Source organism: Aquamicrobium ahrensii (assembly GCF_040545755.1).
GTDB lineage: Bacteria > Pseudomonadota > Alphaproteobacteria > Rhizobiales > Rhizobiaceae > Mesorhizobium > Mesorhizobium ahrensii.
The window spans coordinates 51,988-74,194 of the sequence record NZ_JBEPMN010000014.1 but is presented as its reverse complement, the minus strand read 5'-3'; the positions used below and the strand labels follow the sequence as shown (position 1 = coordinate 74,194).

28 protein-coding genes and 1 tRNA gene are annotated in these 22,207 nt (G+C 62.8%); 9 read left to right on the top strand and 20 right to left on the bottom strand.

Annotated elements, in window-relative coordinates; all coding sequences use genetic code 11:
• The first annotated feature begins 18 nt into the window (after window positions 1–18).
• The gene (locus tag ABID44_RS15375; RefSeq protein ID WP_354152596.1) at window positions 19–618 is read left to right on the top strand and encodes a DUF2585 domain-containing protein; all 600 of its coding nucleotides are present in this window, start codon (window positions 19–21) and stop codon (window positions 616–618) included.
• A gap of 91 nt (window positions 619–709) precedes the next feature.
• Window positions 710–2,020: an ATP-dependent protease ATPase subunit HslU gene (gene hslU, locus ABID44_RS15370; RefSeq protein ID WP_354152595.1), complete on the top strand. Its 1,311-nt coding sequence runs from the start codon at window positions 710–712 to the stop codon at window positions 2,018–2,020.
• A gap of 93 nt (window positions 2,021–2,113) precedes the next feature.
• On the opposite strand, the gene ABID44_RS15365 is transcribed toward hslU, so the two are convergent.
• The 5 genes from ABID44_RS15365 to ABID44_RS15345 form a co-directional block, all read right to left on the bottom strand.
• On the bottom strand, window positions 2,114–2,401 hold the full coding sequence (locus tag ABID44_RS15365) for a DUF1330 domain-containing protein (RefSeq protein ID WP_354152594.1): 288 nt from the start codon (window positions 2,399–2,401) through the stop codon (window positions 2,114–2,116).
• Between the two features lie 134 nt (window positions 2,402–2,535).
• Window positions 2,536–3,237: an orotidine-5'-phosphate decarboxylase gene (gene pyrF, locus ABID44_RS15360; RefSeq protein WP_354152593.1), complete on the bottom strand. Its 702-nt coding sequence runs from the start codon at window positions 3,235–3,237 to the stop codon at window positions 2,536–2,538.
• Window positions 3,234–3,827, bottom strand: coding sequence for an NADPH-dependent FMN reductase (locus ABID44_RS15355; RefSeq protein ID WP_354152592.1), 594 nt, complete (start codon window positions 3,825–3,827; stop codon window positions 3,234–3,236). The genes pyrF and ABID44_RS15355 overlap by 4 nt, the downstream gene beginning before the upstream one ends.
• Before the next feature lie 72 nt (window positions 3,828–3,899).
• Window positions 3,900–4,415 (bottom strand): disulfide bond formation protein B, encoded by a 516-nt coding sequence (locus ABID44_RS15350; RefSeq protein ID WP_354152591.1) that lies wholly within the window; start codon window positions 4,413–4,415, stop codon window positions 3,900–3,902.
• A gap of 34 nt (window positions 4,416–4,449) precedes the next feature.
• The gene (locus tag ABID44_RS15345; RefSeq protein ID WP_354152590.1) at window positions 4,450–5,037 is read right to left on the bottom strand and encodes a YqaA family protein; all 588 of its coding nucleotides are present in this window, start codon (window positions 5,035–5,037) and stop codon (window positions 4,450–4,452) included.
• A gap of 190 nt (window positions 5,038–5,227) precedes the next feature.
• On the opposite strand from ABID44_RS15345, the gene ABID44_RS15340 reads away from it, so the two are divergent.
• Window positions 5,228–5,314: transfer RNA gene (locus tag ABID44_RS15340), tRNA-Leu, on the top strand.
• 115 nt (window positions 5,315–5,429) lie between these two features.
• Here ABID44_RS15340 and ABID44_RS15335 read toward each other — a convergent pair.
• The 4 genes from ABID44_RS15335 to ABID44_RS15320 form a co-directional block, all read right to left on the bottom strand.
• Entirely contained in the window at window positions 5,430–6,716 is a 1,287-nt protein-coding gene (locus ABID44_RS15335) for a GNAT family N-acetyltransferase (RefSeq protein ID WP_354152589.1), read from the bottom strand.
• A gap of 327 nt (window positions 6,717–7,043) precedes the next feature.
• On the bottom strand, window positions 7,044–7,334 hold the full coding sequence (locus tag ABID44_RS15330) for a GNAT family N-acetyltransferase (protein WP_354152588.1): 291 nt from the start codon (window positions 7,332–7,334) through the stop codon (window positions 7,044–7,046).
• A gap of 14 nt (window positions 7,335–7,348) precedes the next feature.
• A complete protein-coding gene (locus tag ABID44_RS15325) occupies window positions 7,349–7,648 on the bottom strand; it encodes a GNAT family N-acetyltransferase (RefSeq protein WP_354152587.1) in 300 nt (99 codons plus the stop codon).
• A 194-nt stretch (window positions 7,649–7,842) separates the two neighbouring features.
• A complete protein-coding gene (locus ABID44_RS15320; RefSeq protein WP_354152586.1) occupies window positions 7,843–9,153 on the bottom strand; it encodes a PRC-barrel domain-containing protein in 1,311 nt (436 codons plus the stop codon).
• A gap of 241 nt (window positions 9,154–9,394) precedes the next feature.
• Between ABID44_RS15320 and ABID44_RS15315 the strand changes: the two genes are divergently transcribed.
• On the top strand, window positions 9,395–10,297 hold the full coding sequence (locus ABID44_RS15315) for a diacylglycerol/lipid kinase family protein (protein WP_354152585.1): 903 nt from the start codon (window positions 9,395–9,397) through the stop codon (window positions 10,295–10,297).
• Window positions 10,298–10,300: 3 nt separating this feature from the next.
• Here ABID44_RS15315 and ABID44_RS15310 read toward each other — a convergent pair whose 3' ends face one another.
• The 4 genes from ABID44_RS15310 to ABID44_RS15295 form a co-directional block, all read right to left on the bottom strand.
• Window positions 10,301–10,486 (bottom strand): hypothetical protein, encoded by a 186-nt coding sequence (locus ABID44_RS15310; protein WP_354152584.1) that lies wholly within the window; start codon window positions 10,484–10,486, stop codon window positions 10,301–10,303.
• Window positions 10,487–10,633: 147 nt separating this feature from the next.
• Window positions 10,634–11,104, bottom strand: coding sequence for a hypothetical protein (locus tag ABID44_RS15305; RefSeq protein ID WP_354152583.1), 471 nt, complete (start codon window positions 11,102–11,104; stop codon window positions 10,634–10,636).
• Window positions 11,105–11,117: 13 nt separating this feature from the next.
• The gene (locus ABID44_RS15300; protein WP_354152622.1) at window positions 11,118–11,444 is read right to left on the bottom strand and encodes an ElaB/YgaM/YqjD family protein; all 327 of its coding nucleotides are present in this window, start codon (window positions 11,442–11,444) and stop codon (window positions 11,118–11,120) included.
• 117 nt (window positions 11,445–11,561) lie between these two features.
• Complete coding sequence (locus ABID44_RS15295) at window positions 11,562–12,332, bottom strand: Crp/Fnr family transcriptional regulator (RefSeq protein ID WP_354152582.1); 771 nt, start codon at window positions 12,330–12,332, stop codon at window positions 11,562–11,564.
• A gap of 125 nt (window positions 12,333–12,457) precedes the next feature.
• On the opposite strand from ABID44_RS15295, the gene ABID44_RS15290 reads away from it, so the two are divergent.
• Window positions 12,458–12,856 (top strand): response regulator, encoded by a 399-nt coding sequence (locus ABID44_RS15290; RefSeq protein ID WP_354152581.1) that lies wholly within the window; start codon window positions 12,458–12,460, stop codon window positions 12,854–12,856.
• Here the strand turns inward: ABID44_RS15290 and ABID44_RS15285 are convergent.
• Both ABID44_RS15285 and ABID44_RS15280 read right to left on the bottom strand, forming a co-directional pair.
• On the bottom strand, window positions 12,829–13,377 hold the full coding sequence (locus ABID44_RS15285; RefSeq protein ID WP_354152580.1) for a sigma-70 family RNA polymerase sigma factor: 549 nt from the start codon (window positions 13,375–13,377) through the stop codon (window positions 12,829–12,831). The genes ABID44_RS15290 and ABID44_RS15285 overlap by 28 nt on opposite strands.
• A gap of 3 nt (window positions 13,378–13,380) precedes the next feature.
• Window positions 13,381–13,527 (bottom strand): NepR family anti-sigma factor, encoded by a 147-nt coding sequence (locus tag ABID44_RS15280; RefSeq protein WP_378226647.1) that lies wholly within the window; start codon window positions 13,525–13,527, stop codon window positions 13,381–13,383.
• Between the two features lie 281 nt (window positions 13,528–13,808).
• Between ABID44_RS15280 and ABID44_RS15275 the strand changes: the two genes are divergently transcribed.
• From ABID44_RS15275 to ABID44_RS15265, 3 genes are all read left to right on the top strand, one after another.
• The gene (locus ABID44_RS15275) at window positions 13,809–14,606 is read left to right on the top strand and encodes a response regulator (protein ID WP_354152578.1); all 798 of its coding nucleotides are present in this window, start codon (window positions 13,809–13,811) and stop codon (window positions 14,604–14,606) included.
• 85 nt (window positions 14,607–14,691) lie between these two features.
• On the top strand, window positions 14,692–14,856 hold the full coding sequence (locus ABID44_RS15270) for a DUF1328 domain-containing protein (protein WP_354152577.1): 165 nt from the start codon (window positions 14,692–14,694) through the stop codon (window positions 14,854–14,856).
• A gap of 158 nt (window positions 14,857–15,014) precedes the next feature.
• Window positions 15,015–16,070 (top strand): sensor histidine kinase, encoded by a 1,056-nt coding sequence (locus tag ABID44_RS15265; protein ID WP_354152576.1) that lies wholly within the window; start codon window positions 15,015–15,017, stop codon window positions 16,068–16,070.
• Between the two features lie 54 nt (window positions 16,071–16,124).
• Here ABID44_RS15265 and ABID44_RS15260 read toward each other — a convergent pair whose 3' ends face one another.
• On the bottom strand, window positions 16,125–16,472 hold the full coding sequence (locus tag ABID44_RS15260) for a hypothetical protein (protein WP_354152575.1): 348 nt from the start codon (window positions 16,470–16,472) through the stop codon (window positions 16,125–16,127).
• Window positions 16,473–16,587: 115 nt separating this feature from the next.
• Between ABID44_RS15260 and ABID44_RS15255 the strand changes: the two genes are divergently transcribed.
• Complete coding sequence (locus ABID44_RS15255) at window positions 16,588–16,836, top strand: YMGG-like glycine zipper-containing protein (RefSeq protein ID WP_354152574.1); 249 nt, start codon at window positions 16,588–16,590, stop codon at window positions 16,834–16,836.
• Between the two features lie 237 nt (window positions 16,837–17,073).
• On the opposite strand, the gene ABID44_RS15250 is transcribed toward ABID44_RS15255, so the two are convergent.
• The 4 genes from ABID44_RS15250 to xylF form a co-directional block, all read right to left on the bottom strand.
• Window positions 17,074–18,687, bottom strand: coding sequence for a CHASE domain-containing protein (locus ABID44_RS15250; protein ID WP_354152573.1), 1,614 nt, complete (start codon window positions 18,685–18,687; stop codon window positions 17,074–17,076).
• 85 nt (window positions 18,688–18,772) lie between these two features.
• Window positions 18,773–19,573 (bottom strand): ATP-binding cassette domain-containing protein, encoded by an 801-nt coding sequence (locus tag ABID44_RS15245; RefSeq protein ID WP_354152572.1) that lies wholly within the window; start codon window positions 19,571–19,573, stop codon window positions 18,773–18,775.
• 11 nt (window positions 19,574–19,584) lie between these two features.
• Window positions 19,585–20,901 carry a sugar ABC transporter permease gene (locus tag ABID44_RS15240; protein WP_354152571.1) on the bottom strand — a complete coding sequence of 439 codons (1,317 nt, stop codon included), beginning with the start codon at window positions 20,899–20,901 and terminating at the stop codon, window positions 19,585–19,587.
• Window positions 20,902–21,128: 227 nt separating this feature from the next.
• Complete coding sequence (gene xylF / locus ABID44_RS15235) at window positions 21,129–22,169, bottom strand: D-xylose ABC transporter substrate-binding protein (RefSeq protein ID WP_354152570.1); 1,041 nt, start codon at window positions 22,167–22,169, stop codon at window positions 21,129–21,131.
• Window positions 22,170–22,207: the final 38 nt, after the last annotated feature.

The window sequence follows — 22,207 nt, the reverse complement described above, 5'->3', positions numbered from 1 at the left end:
GCGAAAAGGGGACACCATTTGGCTGAGCTGACCGCACCGCACGAACGCCCGACCTGGGGCCTGGACTGGAAGACCGGCATCTTGACGGCAGCGCTTCTTGTCGCCGCCCAAGCCGCGATCCTGCGCCTCATGGGCCACATCTGGATCTGCAAATGCGGCTATGTGAAGCTGTGGCACGGCGTGGTGGTGAGCTCGGAGAACTCCCAGCATATCGCCGACTGGTACACCTTCTCGCACGTCATCCACGGCTTCCTGTTCTACCTGCTGTTCTGGGCGCTGTTCCGCAGCTCGACCGTATGGACACGGCTGTCCTTCGCCATCCTGCTCGAAGCGGCATGGGAAATCCTCGAAAACAGCCCGATCATCATCAACCGCTATCGCGAGGCGACGATCTCGCTGGATTATTTCGGCGACAGCATCATCAATTCCGTCTCCGACACGCTGTTCATGGTGTTGGGCTTCTTCCTCGCCGCCCGCCTGCCCGTCTGGCTCACCGTGGCGCTGGCTGTGGCCGCCGAGCTGATCGTGGGCTACCTTATCCGCGACAATCTCACTCTCAACGTGCTGATGCTGGTCTATCCGCTGGAATCGGTGAAGGCCTGGCAAGGGGGCATGTGATCCCCTCGCCGTCCGGCTGTTCCCGCCACCCTTGTACGCTGGCTTCCATCTCATACATAAGCGACACCTGACGTGCCATGAGTTATCGAATATGAGCAATTTTTCCCCCCGCGAGATCGTTTCCGAACTCGACCGCTTCATCATCGGCCAGAAGGACGCCAAGCGCGCCGTGGCCATCGCCCTGCGCAACCGCTGGCGCCGCCAGCAACTCGACGGCCAGATGCGCGAGGAGGTGATGCCGAAGAACATCCTGATGATCGGCCCCACCGGCGTCGGCAAGACCGAGATTTCGCGCCGGCTGGCGAAGCTCGCCAACGCGCCCTTCGTCAAGGTCGAGGCCACCAAGTTCACCGAGGTCGGCTATGTCGGCCGCGACGTTGAACAGATCGTGCGCGATCTGGTCGAGGGAGCCATCGTGCTGACGCGCGAGAAGATGCGCGAGGATGTCAAGGCCCGCGCCCATCTGAACGCCGAGGAGCGCGTTCTGGAAGCGCTGGTGGGCAAGACCGCCTCGCCTGCGACGCGCGATTCCTTCCGCAAGAAGTTGCGCGACGGCGAACTCGACGACAAGGAGATCGAGGTCGAGGTGGCCGACACCGGCAACGGCGGCATGCCCGGCTTCGAGATTCCCGGCATGCCCGGCGCCAATATCGGCGTGCTCAACATCAACGACATGCTCTCGAAGGCCATGGGCGGCAAGCGCACCAAGCTGCGCAAGACGACGGTCAAGGAATCCTACGACATCCTCATCGCCGACGAATCCGACAAGCTGCTCGACCAGGAAGAGGTCGTACGCCGGGCCCTGGAATCGGCGGCCAATGACGGCATCGTCTTCCTCGACGAGATCGACAAGATCGCCGCCCGTTCCGATATTTCCGGTGGCCCCTCGCGCGAAGGCGTGCAGCGCGACCTGCTGCCGCTGGTCGAAGGCACCACTGTGGCGACCAAATACGGGCCGGTGAAGACCGATCACATCCTCTTCATCGCCTCCGGAGCGTTCCACGTCTCCAAGCCTTCGGACCTGCTGCCCGAACTGCAGGGCCGCCTGCCGATCCGCGTCGAGTTGCGCGCGCTGGAGAAGGAGGATTTCCGCCGCATCCTCACCGAAACCGAGGCTAGCCTGATCAAGCAATATGTGGCGCTGATGGGCACGGAAGGTGTGACGCTGGAATTCGCCGATGACGCCATCGACGCGCTGGCCGGCATCGCCGTGGACCTCAATGCAAGTGTCGAAAATATCGGCGCCCGCCGTCTCCAGACGGTGATGGAGCGTGTGCTGGACGAGATTTCCTTCGATGCGCCCGATCGCGACGGCACCTCCGTCACCATCGACGCCGCCTACGTGCAGAAGCATGTCGGCGACCTGTCGAAGAACACCGATCTGTCGCGTTTCATCCTGTAAGGACGACGCTTCCGCTGCATCGTCGGAAAGAAAAATGCCGCGAACCGGTTCCGGTCCGCGGCATTTCTTATGGAAACCCTGCAATCCTGCCTGTCAGGCGCCTTCCACCAGCACGATCTCGCCATCTGCCACTTGCTGGCGGATCGCAGCCGCGACCTGATATTCCGGCGAATGATAGCACTCGTGCGCAATCGCCAGCGAATCGAACTCGATGATCACGTTGCGGGCGCGTCCCGGCCCCTCGGCAGCCTCATGCGCGCCGCCACGCGCAAGGAATTTCGCCCCGAAGCGCTCGAAAGCCGGTTTGGCGGCGTCGACATAGTCCTTGTAACGCTCGGGATCGCGAATATCGACGCGAGCGATCCAGTATCCCTTGGGCATGATGGCGAATTTCCTCCGGTGGTTTCGAGCATTTCCAGCAAAAGTGTGAAGCGGTTTTGCGTTCGGAAATGCGGCTGAACAGAGAGAGAGCGGTTCTGCCGATTTTGTAGAACCAGAACCGCTCGGCTCCGCGCTCAGGCCGAGCGCATGTCGTCCAGAATAGCCTGCGCCGCGGCCCGCCTGTCAACCGCGCCGATGATCGGGCGCGCCACGACCAGATGGCTGGAGCCGTTGCGCATGGCCTCGCGCGGCGTGACGACGCGCTTCTGATCGCCATGCTCCGCGCCGGCGGGGCGGATGCCGGGCGTCACCACCGCCATCGCAGGCCCGACGATCCGGCGCACCGCCTCGGTCTCCTGCGCGGAACAGACAATGCCGCCCATGCTGGCCTGCAACGCCTGCTCGGCGCGGCGCAGCACCAGCGTGTGCGGATCGAGCTCGTAGCCCGCCTCGATCACATCCTGTTCGTCCATCGAGGTCAGCACGGTGACGCCAAGCAGGCACAGGTCGCTGCCCCGCGCCGCCTCCACCGCCGCCCGCATGGTCTTGGGATAGGCGTGCAGCGTCAGCATGGAGACACCCATGCGCACGATGTTCTCCACCCCTTTGGCGATGGTGTTGTCGATGTCGAGCAGCTTCATGTCGAGGAACACATTGTTCCCGGAGGCGGCAAGCTCACGTGCGAAATCCAGCCCGCCGGCGAAGGCGAGCTGATAGCCGATCTTGTAGAAGGACACGACGCCTTCAAGGTCGCGAACCACTTTCCCGGCTTCCGCCACTGTCGGCACGTCGAGCCCCACGATCAGGTGATCCTTCATTTCGCGGGCTTCGATCATGGTTCCATCCTTGCTGAAAATGCCGCCTGTTCGACCAGCGCGGTTACAACGCGGGCCATCGCCCGCCGGAGACGTTCGTCCCGAAAATCACCCTTGTCGTCAAAGGCCTCGCCACCGCGCGGCACCGAGCATTCCGGCGTTACGACGTCCATCTGGCAGCGTTGCAATATGGCGCGCAAATGGCTGATGGCGCGGATACCGGCGAACTGACCTTCCGAGGACGAGCAGAGCCCGACCGCTTTCCCCGCGAGGGGATTCAGCGCCTTGTCCCCATCGCGGCGCACGCGGCTCAGCCAGTCGATCGTGTTCTTGAGCAGGGGCGGCACCGAGCCGTTATATTCCGGCGTGGCGATCAGCATGCCGTCATGGCTGGCGATCAGACGCGCCAGCTTCATTGCGTTTTGGGGGATGCCTTCTTCCTTCTCAAGGTCCTGATCGTAGATCGGCAGCGTGTAATCGAGCAACGAAATTCGGGTTACATCAACCCCTTGAAGGGCAAGCGTCTTCTGCGCGACATCGGCCGTCTTGCCGCTGAACGCGCCGCTGCGCACCGAACCGGCGAAGACGAGAAGGCGTGGCGTGGCTGTCATGGCTTTCCCCGATGGTTCGGGAAGCTATAGAGCATCGAATCGCAAAGTGGAATCCGGTTCTGCGTGCCTGCATTACCGGCCGCGCGCAAAAGCCCCTCGAAACGCAATGACGGCGAGCACGAGGCTGGCGATGGCGTTCCAGCCGGCCATGGAAAGGCCAAGGATGCGCAAGGCCGCCTTGTCGCAGGACGGCGGCACGAACTGGTCGAGAGCGTCCAGAACGCCTCTGCCGCCCGTATCCACCGGGCCGGCTATGTTGGTGCAGTCTGTCGGCCCCGGCCACCATCCCCACTCGACGCCCGAATGATAGACGCCGAGATAGAGCCCGTAAGCCATCAGCAGACCACCAACGGCGAGCAGCGCCCGCACGATCCATGCCGGCAGCTTAAACCATGCCGCCAGCGCGGCCAGCAGCATCAGCGGCACGCCGACATAATAGGGAATGCGCTGCTCGTAGCAGAGCTTGCAGGGAATGTATCCGCCTATGTACTGGAAGCCCAGCGCCGCCCCCACCGTGGCCGCCATTGCGAAGGCAAGGAAGAGCGCCGTGTAGAGCGGCCGGCGTTCGGCGACAGCGGTATCGGTCATCAGATGTGTTCCCAGGGGTCAGCAAGCATAGGAATCAGTGCGCATATCTGACCAGAACGTAAAGCAGAATTAGGGCGGCCGCGCACGCAGCCGCGATCGTGCCGAGGCGCTTTTCGATGAACTCGCGGATCGGTTCGCCATAGCGGCGCAAAAGCCAGGCGAGGAAGAAGAAACGCGCCCCGCGGGCCACGATGGCGAGTACGATGAACAGCAAAAGGTTCACGCCGATGACGCCCGACAGGATCGTCACCACCTTGATCGGCGGCAGATGGGCCAGCCCCGACGTGATCAGCATCAGGATGATGAAGCCGATGCCGGACGACAGGCGAAGCGCCTCGAACTGCTCGTATTTGCCGTAGAATTCCAGGACCGGCCTGGCCAGCGCCTCATAGGCGTAGTGGCCGAGGAACCAGCCGGCTATGCCGCCAAGCACCGACGCGACCGTCGCGACCAGCGCATAGCGATAGGCCCGGTCCGGCCGTGACAACGCCATGGGCAGATAAAGCACGTCCGCCGGCACGAGAAACACTGAGCTTTCCACGAAGGCGATGAAGGCCAGCCACCATTCGGCCGATTTCCTTGCCGCGAGCGACAGGGTCCAGTCGTAGAGTCCGCGAAGCATGAAGGCCCTCGAATTATGCGCCGCATGCATAAGGAGAAAATCGGGAGCGCACAATGGCCCCGGATCACGTTCGCTTGATGCCGCCGGCCAATTCCTGCCCTCTTCGGGAAACTGAGCAGTTGACGAGCCTTGCGCGAACCTATAGTTCGCGCGCTGGAATGAGCTTTCTGCTCAAGCCGCAAGACGCCGTGCGGGCGTGGCGGAACTGGTAGACGCAGCGGACTCAAAATCCGCCGTCCTTACGGATATGTCGGTTCGAGTCCGACCGCCCGCACCATTGTCAAAATTGCGGCAGTTCGCTTCTTTTACGCCTATCCAGCCGATGCGATGCCCGGCGATCCCCCAGCCCGCGAGATGCTCCGGACAAAACCGCCGAAGCGCTTTCTGCCCGCTTACGTCCCTCTGCGGATGAGGTTGCGGGCCCGGTTGCGCAGTCCACGCATCACATTGCGCGCCTCGCGATAGAGATGCATTTGCGACGCCGCCTGACGGGCTGCGCGGTCCGCCGCCGGGGTCAGGCCGATGATGAAGGTGCCCATACGCCGCCGTTCAGCCCACAAACGGCTCATCACCGGATGGTCGGGCGTCGCGCAGGAATCGGTGAACTCGACATTGGGATCTTCGAGATGTTGGCGGGTGACGTCGAGCATCAGCAATGTGCCGGGCGAAAAGGCGGCGAGGCTCTCGTCATAGGCCGTCTTCCACGTATAGGCGACGCCCTGCTCCACGAACACGACGAGGCTGGCGATCGTGCGCCCGTCGAGCTTGAGCGCGTGAATGCGGCACATGTCGCGTTCGGAAAGCCTGTGTACGGCCTCGCGCGCGAAGGCCGCCTGATAGCGGTCGACCGTCATCGCCGTGCCCTTGCGGCCTTTCCAGCCGGCGGCCTCAAGCGCGAGAAAGTTCTCCATCGCGGGGCGCACCTCATCCGGCGTGCGCGCGACCTCGTGTGAAACCGCGCCAAGCTCCTCAAGCCTCCGGCGAAGGCGCCGAAACTCGCGGATATGATGCGGGCGAAGCGAAGCCTTCAGATAGGCTTCGCCTTCCAGTTTGCTGTCCAGAACAGGCCGTTCGACCTCGTCGGTGGCGATGAGGGTGAGTTGCAGCGCCTCGGCGGTCGATTGCAGGGCGCGCGCCATCGGCCCTTCCAGACGCATGTCCGGCAGCACCAGCACCTTGGGCATGCGCAGATGCGGCCGCGCCAGCATAGCGAACAGGTCCTCCAGAACGCCCAGCGGATCGTCATGATCGAGGAGCGGCGTGCCAACCGGCCCGAATGGGTTCGACCACGTGCGCAGAACCGGCGTCCCCAGCGGAACGTTGGGGCGTTCGATGGAAAACGGCATCAGCAGGCGCAGGCGCGAGCGATATTCATCCCCGTCGCGGATCACGGCCAGCCGCACTTCCCGGCCTTCCAGGCGCGGCATGGCCGGCGCCAGAAAGCGCGGATTGAAGAAGATGTTCGGCTCAATGGTCCGCGCGCCGAGATAATCGAGTTCCTCGACAAGCTCGAAACCGGCCATGGCGGGATAGATGGCGAGCGTACGTTGCGGGCGGCGGCTGGCCAGGAGTTCGAGCTGCGCCGGGTCCGCGCCTTCGCGGACCAGTCCCGCCAGTCCGGAAACCAGCGTTCCGGCAGGCCCGCCGCTGATTTCCTCGATAAGCGGAACGGCGGCCATTATCGGAAATCTGCCGTGACAGGAAGACCGGCCACAACCGGGCCGATACGCTGGCGCAGGATGGACGCCTGCCGCCAGAGCGCAGAGCATTTCGTAACCGGAAAAACCCCGCCGGCGGCGCGCAGATGCGGCAAAAAAACAGACAGGGACAATGACGCGACGGCCATCGGAACGCCGGCTGCGCCGGGCCGCCGGCGTCGGTCACCAATCATCGCCGCAGAAAAGCGCACCCGGTCTCGTTCCCATTTTTGCACGCCTGCCTGTGTAGAGGCGAACACTTAAGAAACCGTGCGGGCGGCGCACTGAAGGCGCAAGCCGTTGCTGACGCTATATGGCCAGAACGTCCGTCCATTCCTTGTGACGGCGGAATTCGGCGGCGACATAACCGCAAACCGGCGTGATCCGCGCGCCCTTGACGCGCGCATGCTCCACGGCATGGGCGACCAGCCTTGCGCCGACGCCTTTCCCGCGCGCGGACGGCGGCACGAAACTGTAGTCGATCGATATGTGATCGGGACCGCCGCGTACATAGGTGAGGTAGGCCTCCTCGCCGCCCGGCATGGCCAGCACATAGCGACCCCTGCCGTTATCCTCGATATTGCGGATTTCCGTTTCCATGGCCAACCTTGCTGTTACTGCTTCAACACATCCGCCCATTCGGGATGGCGACGAAACTGCGCCGCCGCGAAAGGGCACAGCGGAATGATCTTCCTGCCCGTCGCCCGCGCATCCTCCACCGCGCGGCTGACCAGCCGCAGCCCGACGCCTTGCCCGCGAAATACGTCCGGCACGCCGGTATGGTCGATGATGAGCTGGGCAGCTCCGACTCGTGTGAATGTCATTTCCGCTTCGGCCCCGTCCGGCCCGCGCAGGACATAGCGCCCTTTCGAGCCGTTCTCCTCGAGTTCAATTTCCGGAAGCTGTTCGCTCATTCCGATGCTCCTCGCATTTTCTTTCCGGTTCCGGCTGCTCGCCTACGGAAATACGCTTCCGTGGGTGAGGTCAAGCCAGCCCGATCCAGGTGGAAGACCCGGCCAAAGGTCATTTTAAAAAAGACCCGCGCCTGAAAGACGCGGGCCTTGCTCGTTTCAGCCGCATTGCGCGAAGCAAGACGTTCGGTTCGGCTCTAGCGAACCATCAGCCTTTGCTGATCGCGATTGGCGGCGTAGGTGTCCTTGTCATAGGCCGGCTGCGCCTCGAGCTGCTCCTTGGTGAACTCGGTGTAGAGATACTTCTTGCCGTCCTTGTCGGCCATCACCCGGAACGTGTCCATGCCAACGGCCACCGGCTTCGAGCCCATGCCAAGGAAACCGCCGACATCGATGATCACGGCGTCGACCTGACCGTCGGGGGTGAGCACGGCGTCGCCGATCTCTCCCACCTTCGCATCGTCGGCTCCATAGACGGTCGTACCTTCAAGGTCCTTGGCCGTCATGTCGCTCATCTGGACCTCGGTCAGCGCCGATTTATCGATCGCGGCCGTCTCGGTCACATCGGTCTGGGCTTCGGTGTTGGCGCTCGTGTCGACGGTCGGCGCTACAGCAGGCGGAGCCCCGGAAGTATCCGCCGAAGCGGCGGGAGCCACGTCATAGGGCCGGCGGTCGAAGTCAGGAAGCGCTTCCAGCGATTCCCTGGTGGCTTCCACCACCAGCCAGCGGTCGCCGTCGCGCTCCGCCCAGTCAGCCTTGCTGAAGTCAAAGGCGACGTTCTTTTGTCCCATGCCAAGGAAACCGCCGACGCCGATGACGAGCGCTTCAGCCTTGCCGGCGCTCGAAAGCACCACGTCGTTGACCTTGCCGATGTCCTGGGCGTCGTCGCCGACGCCGTTGTAGACGCTCTCACCGATAATCAGCGAGGCAAGGTTACCCTCGGCAGGTTCGATCGCAGGCGCCGGTTCGGCGGGCGCGGTCTGCAATTCCGCTGCCGGCGCCTCTGTCGTCGTGTCCGAAGCGCCATCCGTCGGAGTTACGCCATCCGTCGGAGTTACACCGGGCGCTTCGGCGGCCGGCATCGCCGGTTTGTACGGCGTGGAATCGAACGCCGGCTGGGCTTCCAGCTGTTCCTTGGTCGTGGCCGCGATCAGCCAGCGGTCGCCGTCACGCTCCGCCCATTGCATGTTGTCGAACTCGAAGGCCACATCCTTCGCGCCGATGCCGAGGAAGCCGCCGACGCCGATAATGGCGGACTGGACGTTGCCGTCCTTGTCCAGAACGAGATCGCTGACCTTGCCGATGTTCTGGGCGTCATCGCCGGTCCCGTTGTAAACGGCCTCGCCGATGATGTTCGAAACGAGATGGCCATCAGCCTGAACCACAGGCGCGGCCGGCTGCTCCATTGCGGGCTCCCCGGACGGAGCAGGGGCGGTCGTTTCCTGCGCCATCGCGCCGGTGACCATCAGCGACGCGAGCGCAGTCGTTGCAAGAAGCTTGCGGATCATGATGTCTCTCCTCGTGTGTTCGGTCTCTTTGACCTTGCGCATAGCCGCGGAAGTCTTGGGGGACCGCAGCATGTTTGCTGTTGGACAACGCCTCGCCCACGCTCCGGTTCCGAATTTTCAGGCCAGTTTTTCGTGTGAAATTTGAACAGCATGCGGGAACCAATGGACGCTCCCACCGTTCTGGGCGGCGCTTCATAGCGCCGGCAAGGCGGTTTTCCTGAACAGGCAGAGAGGTTTCGACATGCGATTTTTCGCAGTGCTCAACAAGGACGGAGGAACGTTGCGCACCACCGATCTCGACGCGCTGTGCTCGCGCATGGAGCAGACGCTCGAAGCGGCCGGCCATCGGCTGGAGATCGATATCGTCCCGGGCAGCGCGATGCCCGCTGCGCTCGATGAAGCCATCGGCAGACGCGGCGTCGATGTGGTTCTGGCAGGCGGAGGCGACGGAACCATATCGGCGGCCGCCACACGCCTGATGGGCAGAAAAAAGGCGCTGGCTGCATTGCCGGCCGGCACCATGAACCTGTTTGCCCGGAGCCTCGCCATTCCCCAGTCGCTCGATGGCGCGATTGATGCCTTCGCCACCGGAAAGATAAAGGCGGTGGACATGGCCAGCGCCAACGGAAAGCCTTTCATCCACCAGTTCTCGGTCGGCATGCACGCCCGCATGATTCACCTGCGCGAGGCGATGGAATTCGGCTCAAGGCTCGGCAAGATCGGCGCTTCGTGCAAGGCCGCGTGGACCACTCTCGTCGACCCGCCGGCAATCGACGCCACACTTCTCGTCGGCGGGACAGAAATCGAAGCCCGCGCCAGCGCAATCGGCGTCACCAACAATCTGTTCGGCGAAGGCCATCTTCCCTATGCCGACGACCCCGCCGGCGGCGTTCTGGGCATTTACGTCACAGGGGCCCAGGCGCGGGGCGAGGTGCTGAAATTCGCCTTCAACCTCGCGCGGGGCAAATGGCGCGAAAACGAGCATGTCGACATCCATCAGGCTGACCGCATCATCCTGAAAATCAGGAAAGCGCGGAAAAAGCCCTACGCGGCGATGGATGGAGAACTGGTTGAACTGGACAGGGAAACGGAGCTGAAGATCCATCCCAAAGCGTTGAACGTTCTGGTGCCGGCCGACGAATGAACGTTACTGCGCGGAAGGAAGGGTTTCCGTCGGGGCTGGCGTTTCGGCGGGAGCATCCCCTTTGGGAACCAGCAGCGCGGCGACGCCCCACGCGCCCAGAGCGAGCACGATGCCGCATATGAGGATGATCAGCACCCGCCTGCCGCTGCGGCCCTGCTTTGTTTCCTGCTCGCGGAATGTTCGTGCCATTATCGTCTCCTCGCTCCCCCGCTTTGGGCCCACGCCTTGACCCGGCATCGGAATATTCCCAACGCCGACGCCTTCCGATCCGGCGCGTCAAATCCGTCGGGCTTCAGACTCAACGACGCCAGCCGGCGGAAGTTCCGTCGCTTGCCGTCACTCCTCGTCGGATCGCGGCCCGGGGCGGCGAGGCGTGGCGTTCTCCCGATAGATGGCGTAGGCGAGCAGCGCGATGGCCGGGCCTGCCAGCAACCCCGGGCCGGCGCGGCTGCGCAGCAATGCAGGAATCACCGGCAATGCGGCCAGAGCCGCGGAAGCGCTCAGCGCCGCCATGTTGGCCTTGCGCTGTCTTTTTCGGCGGCGGGCCCGGGAGTCCGTGCCGAAGCGGAAGGCGAGAACGATCACCCCCGCGATGACGAGAAAGCCTGCGCCAAAACCCAGCGCCGCTTCCAGCGCCCCATATCGTGCCGAAGCCCAGATATACAGAGCGCCGATGAAAAAGCCGAGGCCGCACAAGGCCGCGAGTGCGGCAAGACCATAGGCGATGGCCGCCAGCTTCGCCTGTCGCAAGGCGGATGCGGCCTCGCCCGAGGCGAGACCGGCTATCAAGGATGCGAGAGCCCCCATCGGTCTGACGCCGTCAGCGGCGCGACATGAGGCCGATCAGAAAGCCGAGGCCGGCCGCGATGGCGAGCGACGTCACCGGCTTCTCGCGAACGTTCACAAGAACCTGCTCTTCGAGATCGCGCGCGTTGCTCTTTATGCTGTCCATGGCCGCCTCGCCCTGAACGCGCAGTTGCTCGACGCCCTGGGCGGCAGCCTTGCGCGCCGTGTTATAGCCCTGCTCGCCGGTTTCAGAGAGCTGCTTGGTCAGCCTCTCGATATCAGCCTTGAGCTGTTCGATCTCAGCTTCGAGATCAGTGCTGGATTTGTTATCGGTCGCGGATTTTCCGGCTGCGGCCATGATTGACTCCTTGTGTTTCGTGTAGCCGGGATCACAACGCCGCTCGTGCGACAAGGTTCCGGCCCGGTTAGCGGAGATGCGAGGCTTTTTTGGCTCGCAAGGCAAGAGCGCTTGCGCACTTCACACCAGCGGCCGCTTTCCCTCATCGAGCCCTTCCCAGCCCGAAAGCTTGAGCAGCCCGCCCAGATCGACAATCTCGCAGCCGCCGTCCCGCCATTCGATCATACCCCGCTGGATCAGCTTTCGCAGGGTCTTGTTGGTGTGGACCAGGGACAGGCCAAGCGTGTCCGCGACATGCTGCTGGGTGATCGGTATCGCCGTGGAGCTGCGCGTCGCCAGCCCCACGGTGCGGGCACGTTCATGAATGAAGGCAAGGAGGTAGGCGGCGCGCTCGATAGCGCTGCGGCGTCCGATGCTCAGCAGGTTTTCATCCAGCATGCGCTCCTCGCGCGAGGCGAGCCAGGTGATGTCGTAGGCCAGGCCCGGATGCCGGCCATAGAGCTGCATGAGCTTGTCACGCTCGAACACGCACAGGACGAGTGCGGAAAGCGCCTCGACCGAATGCTGCATCTCTCCCATGATGCTGCCTTGCAGACCGATCAGATCGCCGGGCACTATGTAGTTGAGGATTTGCCGGCGGCCATCCGACAGCAGCTTGAACCGGAACCCCCACCCTGAAAGCACGGTGTAGAGATGCGGGCTGGAACTGCCCTCGACCAGCACCGTCGCGCCGCGATCGACGGCCAGTTCGCCGCGCTTGAAATGGCTGACGAAATCCAGCTCGCTCGGTTCGAACGCCCTGAAAACGGGGAGCGGGCGCAGCGGACACGCCTCACAGGAGTGGCGGCGGGCGGTGGCGTTTTCCGCAACGGAGGCAATCTTCTTTTCCATGAACCGGAAACCGTTGGCGACATGCAAGGTTCCGGTATCCGTACCCACAAGCAGCCTCTATGTCTTTTTTAAAAGACACGACCGGCCGAAATCGTCATGGCTATGATTTTAACGGAGCTGCTGTTGTGGATTTGCTGGAAGGGCTGCGCATCCTGCTGGTCGAGGATGAATATCTGATCGCGATGGATGTCGAGACCATCTGTCTCGAACATGGCGCCGTCGCCGTCACCATCGTCGGCCGGCTGTCCGATCTGGACGCCGACAGCCTCATGCAGCACATCGACATCGCGATACTGGATCTCATGCTCAACGGCCAGTCCACGCTTGATTTCGCCGCCCGGCTGCAGCGCCGCGGCATTCCCTTCATCTTTGCGACCGGCCAGTCCATGACGCAGGAGATGAGGACACGCTTCCCCCACGTCCAACTGGTCGAAAAGCCTTATTCCGGCGACGATCTGGTTAACGCGCTGTCTGTCGCGGGCAAGGCGACGCCACCTCAATCGACAGGCGACGTCATCACCTGAGTGGAAATGGCGTCGGGGCCGAAATCCTCATCGCCGGAGATTTGCAGGATTTCCTGAAGCCGGGAGCGCGCCCGGCTGACGCGGCTTTTGATGGTGCCTATGGCGCAACCGCAGATTTCGGCCGCTTCTTCATAGGAAAAGCCCGAGGCGCCGATCAGAATGATCGCCTCGCGCTGGTCTTCCGGCAGCCGCTCCAGCGCGTCACGGAAATCACCGAGGTCGAGCTGGCCGTGCTGCGCCGGGTGGACAGCCAGCCGCGCCGTCATCAGGCCATCACTGTCCTGCACCTCACGGCCACGCTTGCGCATCTGGGAATAAAATTCATTGCGCAGGATGGTGAACAGCCAGGCCTTGAGATTGGTGCCCGGCTGGAAGCTTTCATGCTTGTCCCACGCCTTGACGAGCGTTTCCTGAACCAGATCGTCCGCCTTGTCGACATTCTGCGACAGCGAGACGGCAAACGCCCGGAGACTGGGAATAGCCTTCAGAAGATCGTCCTTGAAGCCCGAAGATACGGCCATGCATCAGTCCTTGTCCTGCGCTGCTTCGGCTTGCTCGAGTTGACTGAGCAGTTGGGCAAACCGATCGGGCACCTCGTCATGGACCAGATCGTCGTAATACTGCTTGAGTTTGCGCCCGATTTCGGAATTCGCTCCAAGAGGATCCGCCATCCGGCCCTGACGCCCCGGAGCGCCGGCCGTTGTGTTTTTGGACAATGTCTTCATTATTCCTTTCGTCCCATACCCTATCGCCCGTCACATCAAGTTCGCGTACAAAACGGAACGGGCGCAGCCCCCGCTGTTTGATCGATCCAGCCGCAAACGTCCCTTAGCCAATTTAGTTCCGTCATGTTGGGAACTTTTCGCATCGCAGCGGGTTTTTCCGCCTCAGGCCTTGCAAACCCCTGCATCTGGCTTTTCATGCAACACGTCACATGAGGGAGACGTATATCGTGAGTCTGTCCGCCACAATTGCCCCGCACCTGCCTTTCCTGCGTCGTTTCTCGCGCGCCGTCTCCGGCTCGCAGGAAAGCGGCGACGCGCTGGTCGCGGCAATGCTTGAGGCCATCATCGCCGACACCGGCACTTTCCCGAAGGCATCCAGCGACCGCATCGCGCTGTACAAGATCTTCACGCGCATGTTCACCTCGGTGGCGATCCGCATCCCACAGGAGGAGTCGTCGCTGCCGGACTGGGAAAAGCGAGCAGCCGCCAATCTCAACGCATTGGCGCCACGGCCGCGGCAGGCCTTCCTTCTGGTCGCCGTCGAAGGCTTCGACGAAAAGGAAGCCGCCGAAATCCTCGATATAGATGAGACGCAGTTCTCTACCCTTCTAGCCGAGGCCAGCAACGAGATTTCCCGTCAGGTGGCGACCGACATCCTCATCATCGAGGACGAGCCGCTGATCGCAATGGACATTGAGGAAATGGTCGAAAGCCTCGGACACCGCGTGGTCGGCATCGCCCGCACCCATGCCGAGGCGGTGGGACTGTTCGCCAAATCACAGGCGCGCATGGTGCTGGCCGACATCCAGCTCGCCGACGGCAGCTCCGGCATCGACGCGGTGAACGAGATTTTGTCGGCCACTTCAGTCCCCGTGATCTTCATCACCGCCTTCCCGGAACGTCTTCTCACCGGCGAACGTCCCGAACCGGCCTTCCTGGTCACCAAGCCCTTCAACCCGGACATGGTGAAGGCCCTGATCAGCCAGGCGCTTTTCTTCGACCGACAGGCCAAGGCGGCCGCCTGATATTTTTCCGGGACCTGCGGAACCATTACCTTAAGGCGACGTTTTACACACAGAAGCGCCAGGAAGATAAAAAGGAGATAGATCAATGCTTTACTGGACCCTTGTGTTCCTTGTTGTCGCGATCATCGCCGGTGCGCTCGGCTTTGGCGGCATAGCAGGCGCTTCGGCCGGCATAGCCAAGATCCTGTTTTTCATCTTCCTCGCCTTCCTGATCATTTCATTGCTGGCTGGCATTTTCCGCCGGGCGTGATTGAGTTGGTTCTCCGAAAACTGGAAACCGCCCCCCTCAACCGGTTTCCAGCCGCCGCCGGGCAGCGCCTTCTGAAATGGCGCTGTCCGGCGGAACGCATTTTGAGGAAACCGCTTTGGTAGGGTAGCCGAAACCGGCGCCGAGAGAGCAGACGGACGATGGGCTCACAAATCGATCCCCGAAAACCTCGCAGCGTTGACGACGAGGTCATCGACCCTTCCTTGCGGGACGAGTCCCAGCTTGGCCGGGCGCTGCTCCATGCGCTGCGCAATGCCGGGGTGTCCGTTCTCTATCAGGACAACGATCTGAGAACCGTATGGGCTCGCAACATGGCTGCCCCCTGGATGCAGGGAAGGCAGGGCGACACCATCCTGCCACCCTCGCAGACGGCGCGCATCATCGCCGCGCGCGAGGACGCCATCTCCAACGGCAACACCCATCGTTTCGAGATCAGCGCTCCGGGCGACGACGGGCTACGCTGGTTCGAGATCTGGGTCGATCCGGACCGCGACGACGACGGAGAGATCCGCGGCGTGATGACCACCAAGGTCGAGACCACTGAACGCAAACGCCGCGAACAGAGCCTGCGCGCCCTGCTGCGCGAGGTGAGCCATCGCTCCAGGAACCTTCTGGCGATCATCCAGAGCATAGCCAGCCAGACCGGACGGCACTCCGGGAACATTTCCGATTTTCTGGCGAGCTTCCAGGGCAGGCTGCAATCCCTCGCCGCTTCGCAGGATCTTGTCACCTCCTCGAACTGGCGTGGGGCCGAGTTAAGAGAACTGATACATGGCCAGATTGGCCACAACGCGGCCTACAGCGAAAGCGAGCTGAACTTTGAAGGGGTCAATCCCTATCTGAACCCGAACGCCGCGCTTCACATCGGGCTCGCCATGCACGAGCTGGTCGTCAACTCGCTCTCTTATGGAGCGCTGTCCCATCCCGAAGGACGAATCGACATACAGGCCGTCATGGAAGATGGCGTCAGCAAATCCGACGCGCCCTCTCTTCTCCTGTCATGGGTGGAGCAGCTCGATCAGGGCAGCGTGCTGCCGCCTCACCGGGATTTCAGGCGCGTCACGCTCGAGCGCGTGGTCCCGGCGGCGCTGAGCGGTCAGGCCTCGCTGGAACTCGTCGAAGGCCTCCTGGAATACCGGCTGGTGATCCCCGCCTCCAATTTCGAGTCGGCGTCGGAGCCTGACGCTGCATCGTAGCGAAGATACGGCTTGCCCCCGATCATTCGCGTCACAAGATCGCCCGAAACCTCCTCAGGAACCTTGCGTCAGCCTGCGCGTTTCCTTCCAGAGGACAACGCCATGGAACACATCGCAGCAGTTCTGTTGATTGTCGGGTGCTCGGGCGACCTTGCAGATTGCACGGAACTGCCTGCTCCCGCCGCAATATTCGAAACTATCGAAGAATGCGCCGCCGAGCGCCAGCCGGCGTTGCGCGCGCTGGCGGCTCGGGCCGAGCGCATATTCGGCGCCTGCATCGCCGTCGACCCGGCGCTGGAAGACGAATACGCCGAAATCGTCTGGCAAGTTCATCCAAACGGCAAACTGGAAGCAACTGTTGAAAAAGGCGCGGTTGAAGTCGCTTCCAGCGATCATCGCCACTGAAAAGTCCTTGTTGCCCACGAATGAAATCGCTGGCACAAACTTGACGGTATCGTGTTATTCGGGAAGTGAATCGCTGCAAGGCGAGGGATATCGAAGCGAGAGGAGCTATTAAATGCGGAAAATCATCGTCGTCCTGGCTGCGATGGCGGCCATGAGCGGCTGCACCACCACCGAACAGGACGTTGGAGTCGGCGCGGCGGCCGGCGCGGTCATCGGCGGCATTGCCGGCGGCACCAAGGGCGCTCTTATCGGCACGGCGGTAGGCGCCGGTTCCGGTCTGCTGGTGCGCAACCTGCGCAATGGCTACTGCCAGTATCGCGACCCCAACACCCGTCGCGTCTACACCGCCCGCTGCAACTGACCGGGCGACGCGGGACACCGCTGGGAGGGCCGGTCATGCCGGCCCTCTTTTTTGTCTGGAATGGCGGAAGCAATAGCGCGGCGCAATCCGCCGGATTCGCCGCACCGCAAGGACTATGGTTTCAGTGCGCGCTTCTGGCGCGATTCCGGTTTCACTGAATCGACAGAACCGCTCCATCTCTTTGTTTTAGCCGTATTTCCGGGCGCAAAACCGCTTCACACTTTTGCTGGAAATGCTCTATTTGAGCGGTATCCGTATCGCGACCTGCAACCCGCTTGGCAGGAAACGGCGGTCGATGGAACCATCAAGCTCGCGGGTGATGTTCATGTCGATGAGCTTGGTGCCGAATCCGGTGTTTTCAGGTTCCACGAGCCCTTCCTGTCCGGATTCGCGCCAGTTCAGGACCAGCATCCGCTTGCGGTCGAGCCGCTCCACCCTCCAGTCGACCTTGAGCGCATCGACGGAATTGCCCGCCTCGCCATATTTCAGCGCATTGGTGGCCAGCTCATGGAAGGTGAGGCCCAGCGCCTGCGTCGCGGTCTCGTTGAGCAGGACCTGCGGGCCGGTCAACAGCCCGTCCGGCAGATCGTTGCCGAACACCTGTCCAAGCTCGATGCGCAGCAACTCGCTCAGATCAGCCTTCTGCCAGCGCGAACGTGTCAGCATGTCCTGTGAAGCGGCCATCGCCTGAAGGCGGGCGGAGAAGGACTCAGAGAACTCCCTCACATCCGTCGAGCGCGAAGCCGTCTGTCTGGCGATCGCCAGAATGCGGGTGATGAGGTTCTTGATGCGATGCTTCATTTCCTGAAGCATCAGGTCCTTTTCCAGAAGGCTCTTTTCGGCGGTTTCGTGCAGCTGTTCGGCGGCGTCGTAGGCACGCTCCTTGTAGCGGGCCACCAGCGCGATGGCGACGGCCGACAACAGACCGAACAGGCCCAGCATGACGGGGATGACCCGTGACGACGGCGGCGAAAATGCGGTTGTCGGCTGGAACCGCAAAATCCACTGGCGGCCGGCGACGTTCGTACGGCGCGTGTCCACGATACGTCCAATTCCCGTTACGGCAGGCGTGGCGGAACTGAATATGAGATTCCGTTCATCGATTGAACTGTCATAGATATCCACATGAACGGGAAGCAGCGGCATGCGACGCAGCGCCGACTGGAACAGCTCGTTGGCGCGGAAGGCGGCATAAAGAAAGCCCTGTGTGACGGGCGTGCTGACTTCGACCGTTCCGGGGGCCGCGTCGAGCTTCAGCCGTGCGAAGACGATGAAACCCGGATAGGGATCGACCCCGCTGTTGTCGCCGAGCATGATCGGGGCCGTGGCATGGTGTGCATCGTCCCGCATGGCCGCTTCGATCGCCTCGCGCCGCAGCGGGTCGGTGAACATGTCGAAACCTATGTACCTGTCGCTTGAAGGCTTGAGCGGCTCGAAAAGAAGGACGGGAGCGCGCCATTTCTGTTCCGACTGCGGGTAGACCTGACGTTCCAGCCCCTGCTCCTGCCGGATGGCGCGCTCTGCAAGCGCCTCGTCACCGGCCCGCACGAGTTGGAGAACGCCGATGCCGCGCAGGCCGGGGAAGTCCACGCCCACGTCAAGCGCCGACATGAAGGCCTGAAAGTCCGGCCGGGTGACATGATTGCCGTGAGCGTCGAAGAATGCCTGAGTGGCCCTCAGCAGCGTAAGATGCAGGTCAAGCCGCGTTTCGATGCGCGAAATGGCGTCATCCACAGTCGCCTCGAATTTGATCCGCGTCGCTTCCTGCGTGGCGAAATAGGCGAAACCCGCCATCACCATGCTGATGAGCGCAACGGCCAGAAATGTCAGAAGCGGAAAAAGTTTCTTCAACTGGCTACGCGATCCCCGGGCAGAAACTGCATTTCTAGCAAGTCCGCGCGCCTTGACAAGCATGGTGCGCAGATACTCCGCGCATTCAGGCTGCGATCTTGAGCGCTCCCGGCCCCGGAATCGCCCCCGGCGGACATTTTCCGAGAATGATCATGCCCAGCACCTCGTCCTGGGTGACGTCCTGCGTGCTGGCTGTTCCCACCACCTGCCCGTTCTTCATCACGCAGACCCGGTCGGCGAGATCGAACACGTCGTGGATATCGTGGCTGATGAGAAAAATGCCGATGCCATCCGCCTTGAGCTGGCGCACAAGCTCGCCGACCTGCGCCGTCTCCTGCGGGCCAAGAGCCGCGGTCGGCTCGTCCATGATGAGGATGCGGGCATTGAAGTGGATGGCGCGGGCGATCGCCACCGACTGGCGCTGGCCGCCTGAAAGCTTGATGACCGGCTCCTTGAAGCGCTGGAATCGCGGGTTGAGGCGCCCCATCACCTTGCGCGCCTCCGCCTCCATCGCCACGTCGTCCAGGGTTCCCCAGCGCGTCATCAATTCGCGCCCGAGGAAAAGGTTGGCGGCGGCGTCGACATTATCGGCGAGGGCCAGCGTCTGATAGATCGTCTCGATGCCGTATTTCTTGGCGTCGCGCGGGTTGTTGATCACCGCTTCCTCGCCATTGACGAAAATCTGGCCGGCGTCGCGCTTGTAGGCTCCCGACAGGATCTTGATCAGCGTCGACTTGCCGGCGCCATTATGGCCGAGCAGCGCCACCACCTCGCCCGCATGGAGGTCGACGGAAGCGTCGTCGACCGCGCGGATGCCACCGAAGGCTATGGAGATGTTGCGCATGTCGATGAGCGGCGCGGCGCTGCTGTCTGCGGCTTCCGCCATGATCGTTCCTCCTACACCCGCTTGCGATAGACGGTGTCGAGCCACACCGCGATGACAAGAACCGCGCCGACGACGATGTTCTGTAACGGCGAGTCGACGCCGAGCAGCACCATGCCCGATTGCAGCGACTGCATCAGCAGCGCGCCGAGCATGGCCCCGATGATCGTGCCCGAACCACCCGCCAGAGACGTGCCGCCGATGACGGCGGCGGCGATCACCAGCAACTCGTCCAGCGTCCCCAGCGCATTGGTCGCCGCATTGAGACGGGCCGAAGATATCGACGCGCTGATCGCCACCAGCCCGCCCATGATCATGAACACTTTCATGGTCACCCAGCGGGTGTTGATGCCGGCGAGGTTCGCCGCTTCCGGGTTTCCGCCGATGGCGAAGACATAGCGCCCGAAGCGGGTGCGGTTGGCCACGAAGGTCATGACGATACCTGTCGCGACCGCCATCAGGACGGGGATGGCGATACCATGGGCGATGAAGAGGCCGCCTTCCGGAACCTCGATCCCGCGCGCCTGCGCATAGCGGCGCACGATGCCGATCGGCCAGGGATAGGAGTTCGCCACCCAGACGGCGCCGAGGATCGCCGCGCAGGCGACGCCGCCGAGAAGCAGCTCCGCCCAGACCGGACGGAGCGGAAAGCGGAAGCGCTTGCGCTGCCGGCGTCCATTGATCATCAGGAAGGTCACGCCGATGCAGCCGGCCAGGGCGACAGCCCAGCTCCAGCCCGCGCCGATGGAGCCCATCGGCCCGCCGCCCATGAGCTGGAAAGTGGCGTCAAGCGGCGCGACCGTCTGGCCGCTGGTCACCCACCAGGCGGCCCCGCGCCAGATCAGCAGCCCGCCAAGCGTGACGATGAAGGCCGGGACTTCGAGATAGGCGATGATGAACCCCTGCAAGGCGCCGATGAGCAACCCGGTGAGAATGCCGCATGCCAGCGCGATCACCCATATCCATGGATCTCCAAGAGGAAAACCGAACATGCGGATGAGGATCTGCGCCTGCAGCACACCCATGACCATGCCGACGACGCCCTCCATGGAGCCCACCGACAGGTCGATATTGCGCAGCACGATGACCAGCACCATGCCCGTCGCCATGATCGCCACGGACGAGGTCTGGACCGACAGGTTCCACAGATTGCGCGGCGTCAGGAACAGCCCGCCGGAAAGGAAATGAAGCACGATCCAGATCAGCACCAGAGCTCCCAGCATGCCAAGCATGCGGGTATCCAGTTCGGTCGCCTTGAGGAAGCGCCCCAGGGGGCCAAGTTCGGCTTCCCGCGCCCGGTCGGCCATCGTCGCTGAGGTCGCATCACTCATGGTTTCCTCCCGCCGGCCGGAGCTGGCCGCCAAATGCGCCACGCCGATATGCTAGAGCAATTCCAGCAAAAGTGCACAGCGGTTTTGCAATCCGGGCCACACGGCGGCCTGGCTTCTGTTACCAATTGCAAGTTTGGGGAATGTCGCGCCGGGCGCGCCATGGCGGACCGCCGCATCGGCCGGAAGCGCCGGAATCCCGGCGCTTCCGAATGCGATGCCGATGCAGCCTAGTCGCAAGCGGCGACGCTGCCTGCCGCAACGCCGGTGCAAACCGCGTCCTTGGTGATCCACCCGGCGTCGATGACCACGTTCAGATTGTCCTTTGTGATGGCGATGGGCGTCAGGAACACCGACTTGACCGTATTGCCGCCCGGCGTGGTGAAGTCCTGCACATTGGCGATGTCGGTCATCGCCTTGCCGTCAGCGAACTGCGCGGCGATCTCGGCCGCGTTCTTGCCGAGCTCGCGCGCGTCCTTCCATACCGACACGGTCTGGGTGCCGAGCGCGATGCGGTTCAGTGCGGCATGGTCGCCGTCCTGACCCGAGACCGGCACCGAGCCGGCAAGCCCCTGCGCCTGCAAGGCGGCGATCGCGCCGCCGGCGGTGCCGTCATTGGAAGCCACCACCGCATCGACATTGTTGTCGTTGGCGGTCAGGAACTGCTCCATGTTCTTCTGGGCGTTGGCCGGCAGCCAGCCGTCCGTATAGGCCTCGCCGACATTCTTGATCGCGCCGGAATCGATGGCTTCCTTCAGCACTTCCATCTGGCCGGAGAACAGGAAGTCGGCGTTCGGGTCCGCACCGGAGCCCTTGATGAAGACATAATTGCCTTCCGGCTTCAGCTTGAACACCTCGCGCGCCTGCATGCGGCCCACTTCCTTGTTGTCGAAGGTGAGGTAGAAGACGTCGCTGTTCTCGATCAGGCGATCATATCCGACCACCGGAATGCCTTCGTCCAGCGCCTTCTGCACCGCCGGTCCGATGGCCGAGGCGTCCTGCGCCAGAATGATCAGCGCATTGGCGCCCTGACTGATCAGGCTTTCGACATCGGTAAGCTGCTTGGAGGCGGACGACTGGGCGTCGGCCGAAATGTATTTGTCACCTGCGGCTTCGATGGCGGCCTTCATCGCCGCCTCATCTGTTTTCCAGCGCTCTTCCTGAAAGTTGGACCAGGAGACGCCGATGATCTTGTCCTTGGCCTGCGCCGAAGCGGAAAGCGCCAGTGACAGGGCGGCGCCTGCCAGAATGGCGGTCGTGAACTTCCTCATGATTTCCTCCCTGCGCCCTGACGGACGCCAATGAACTG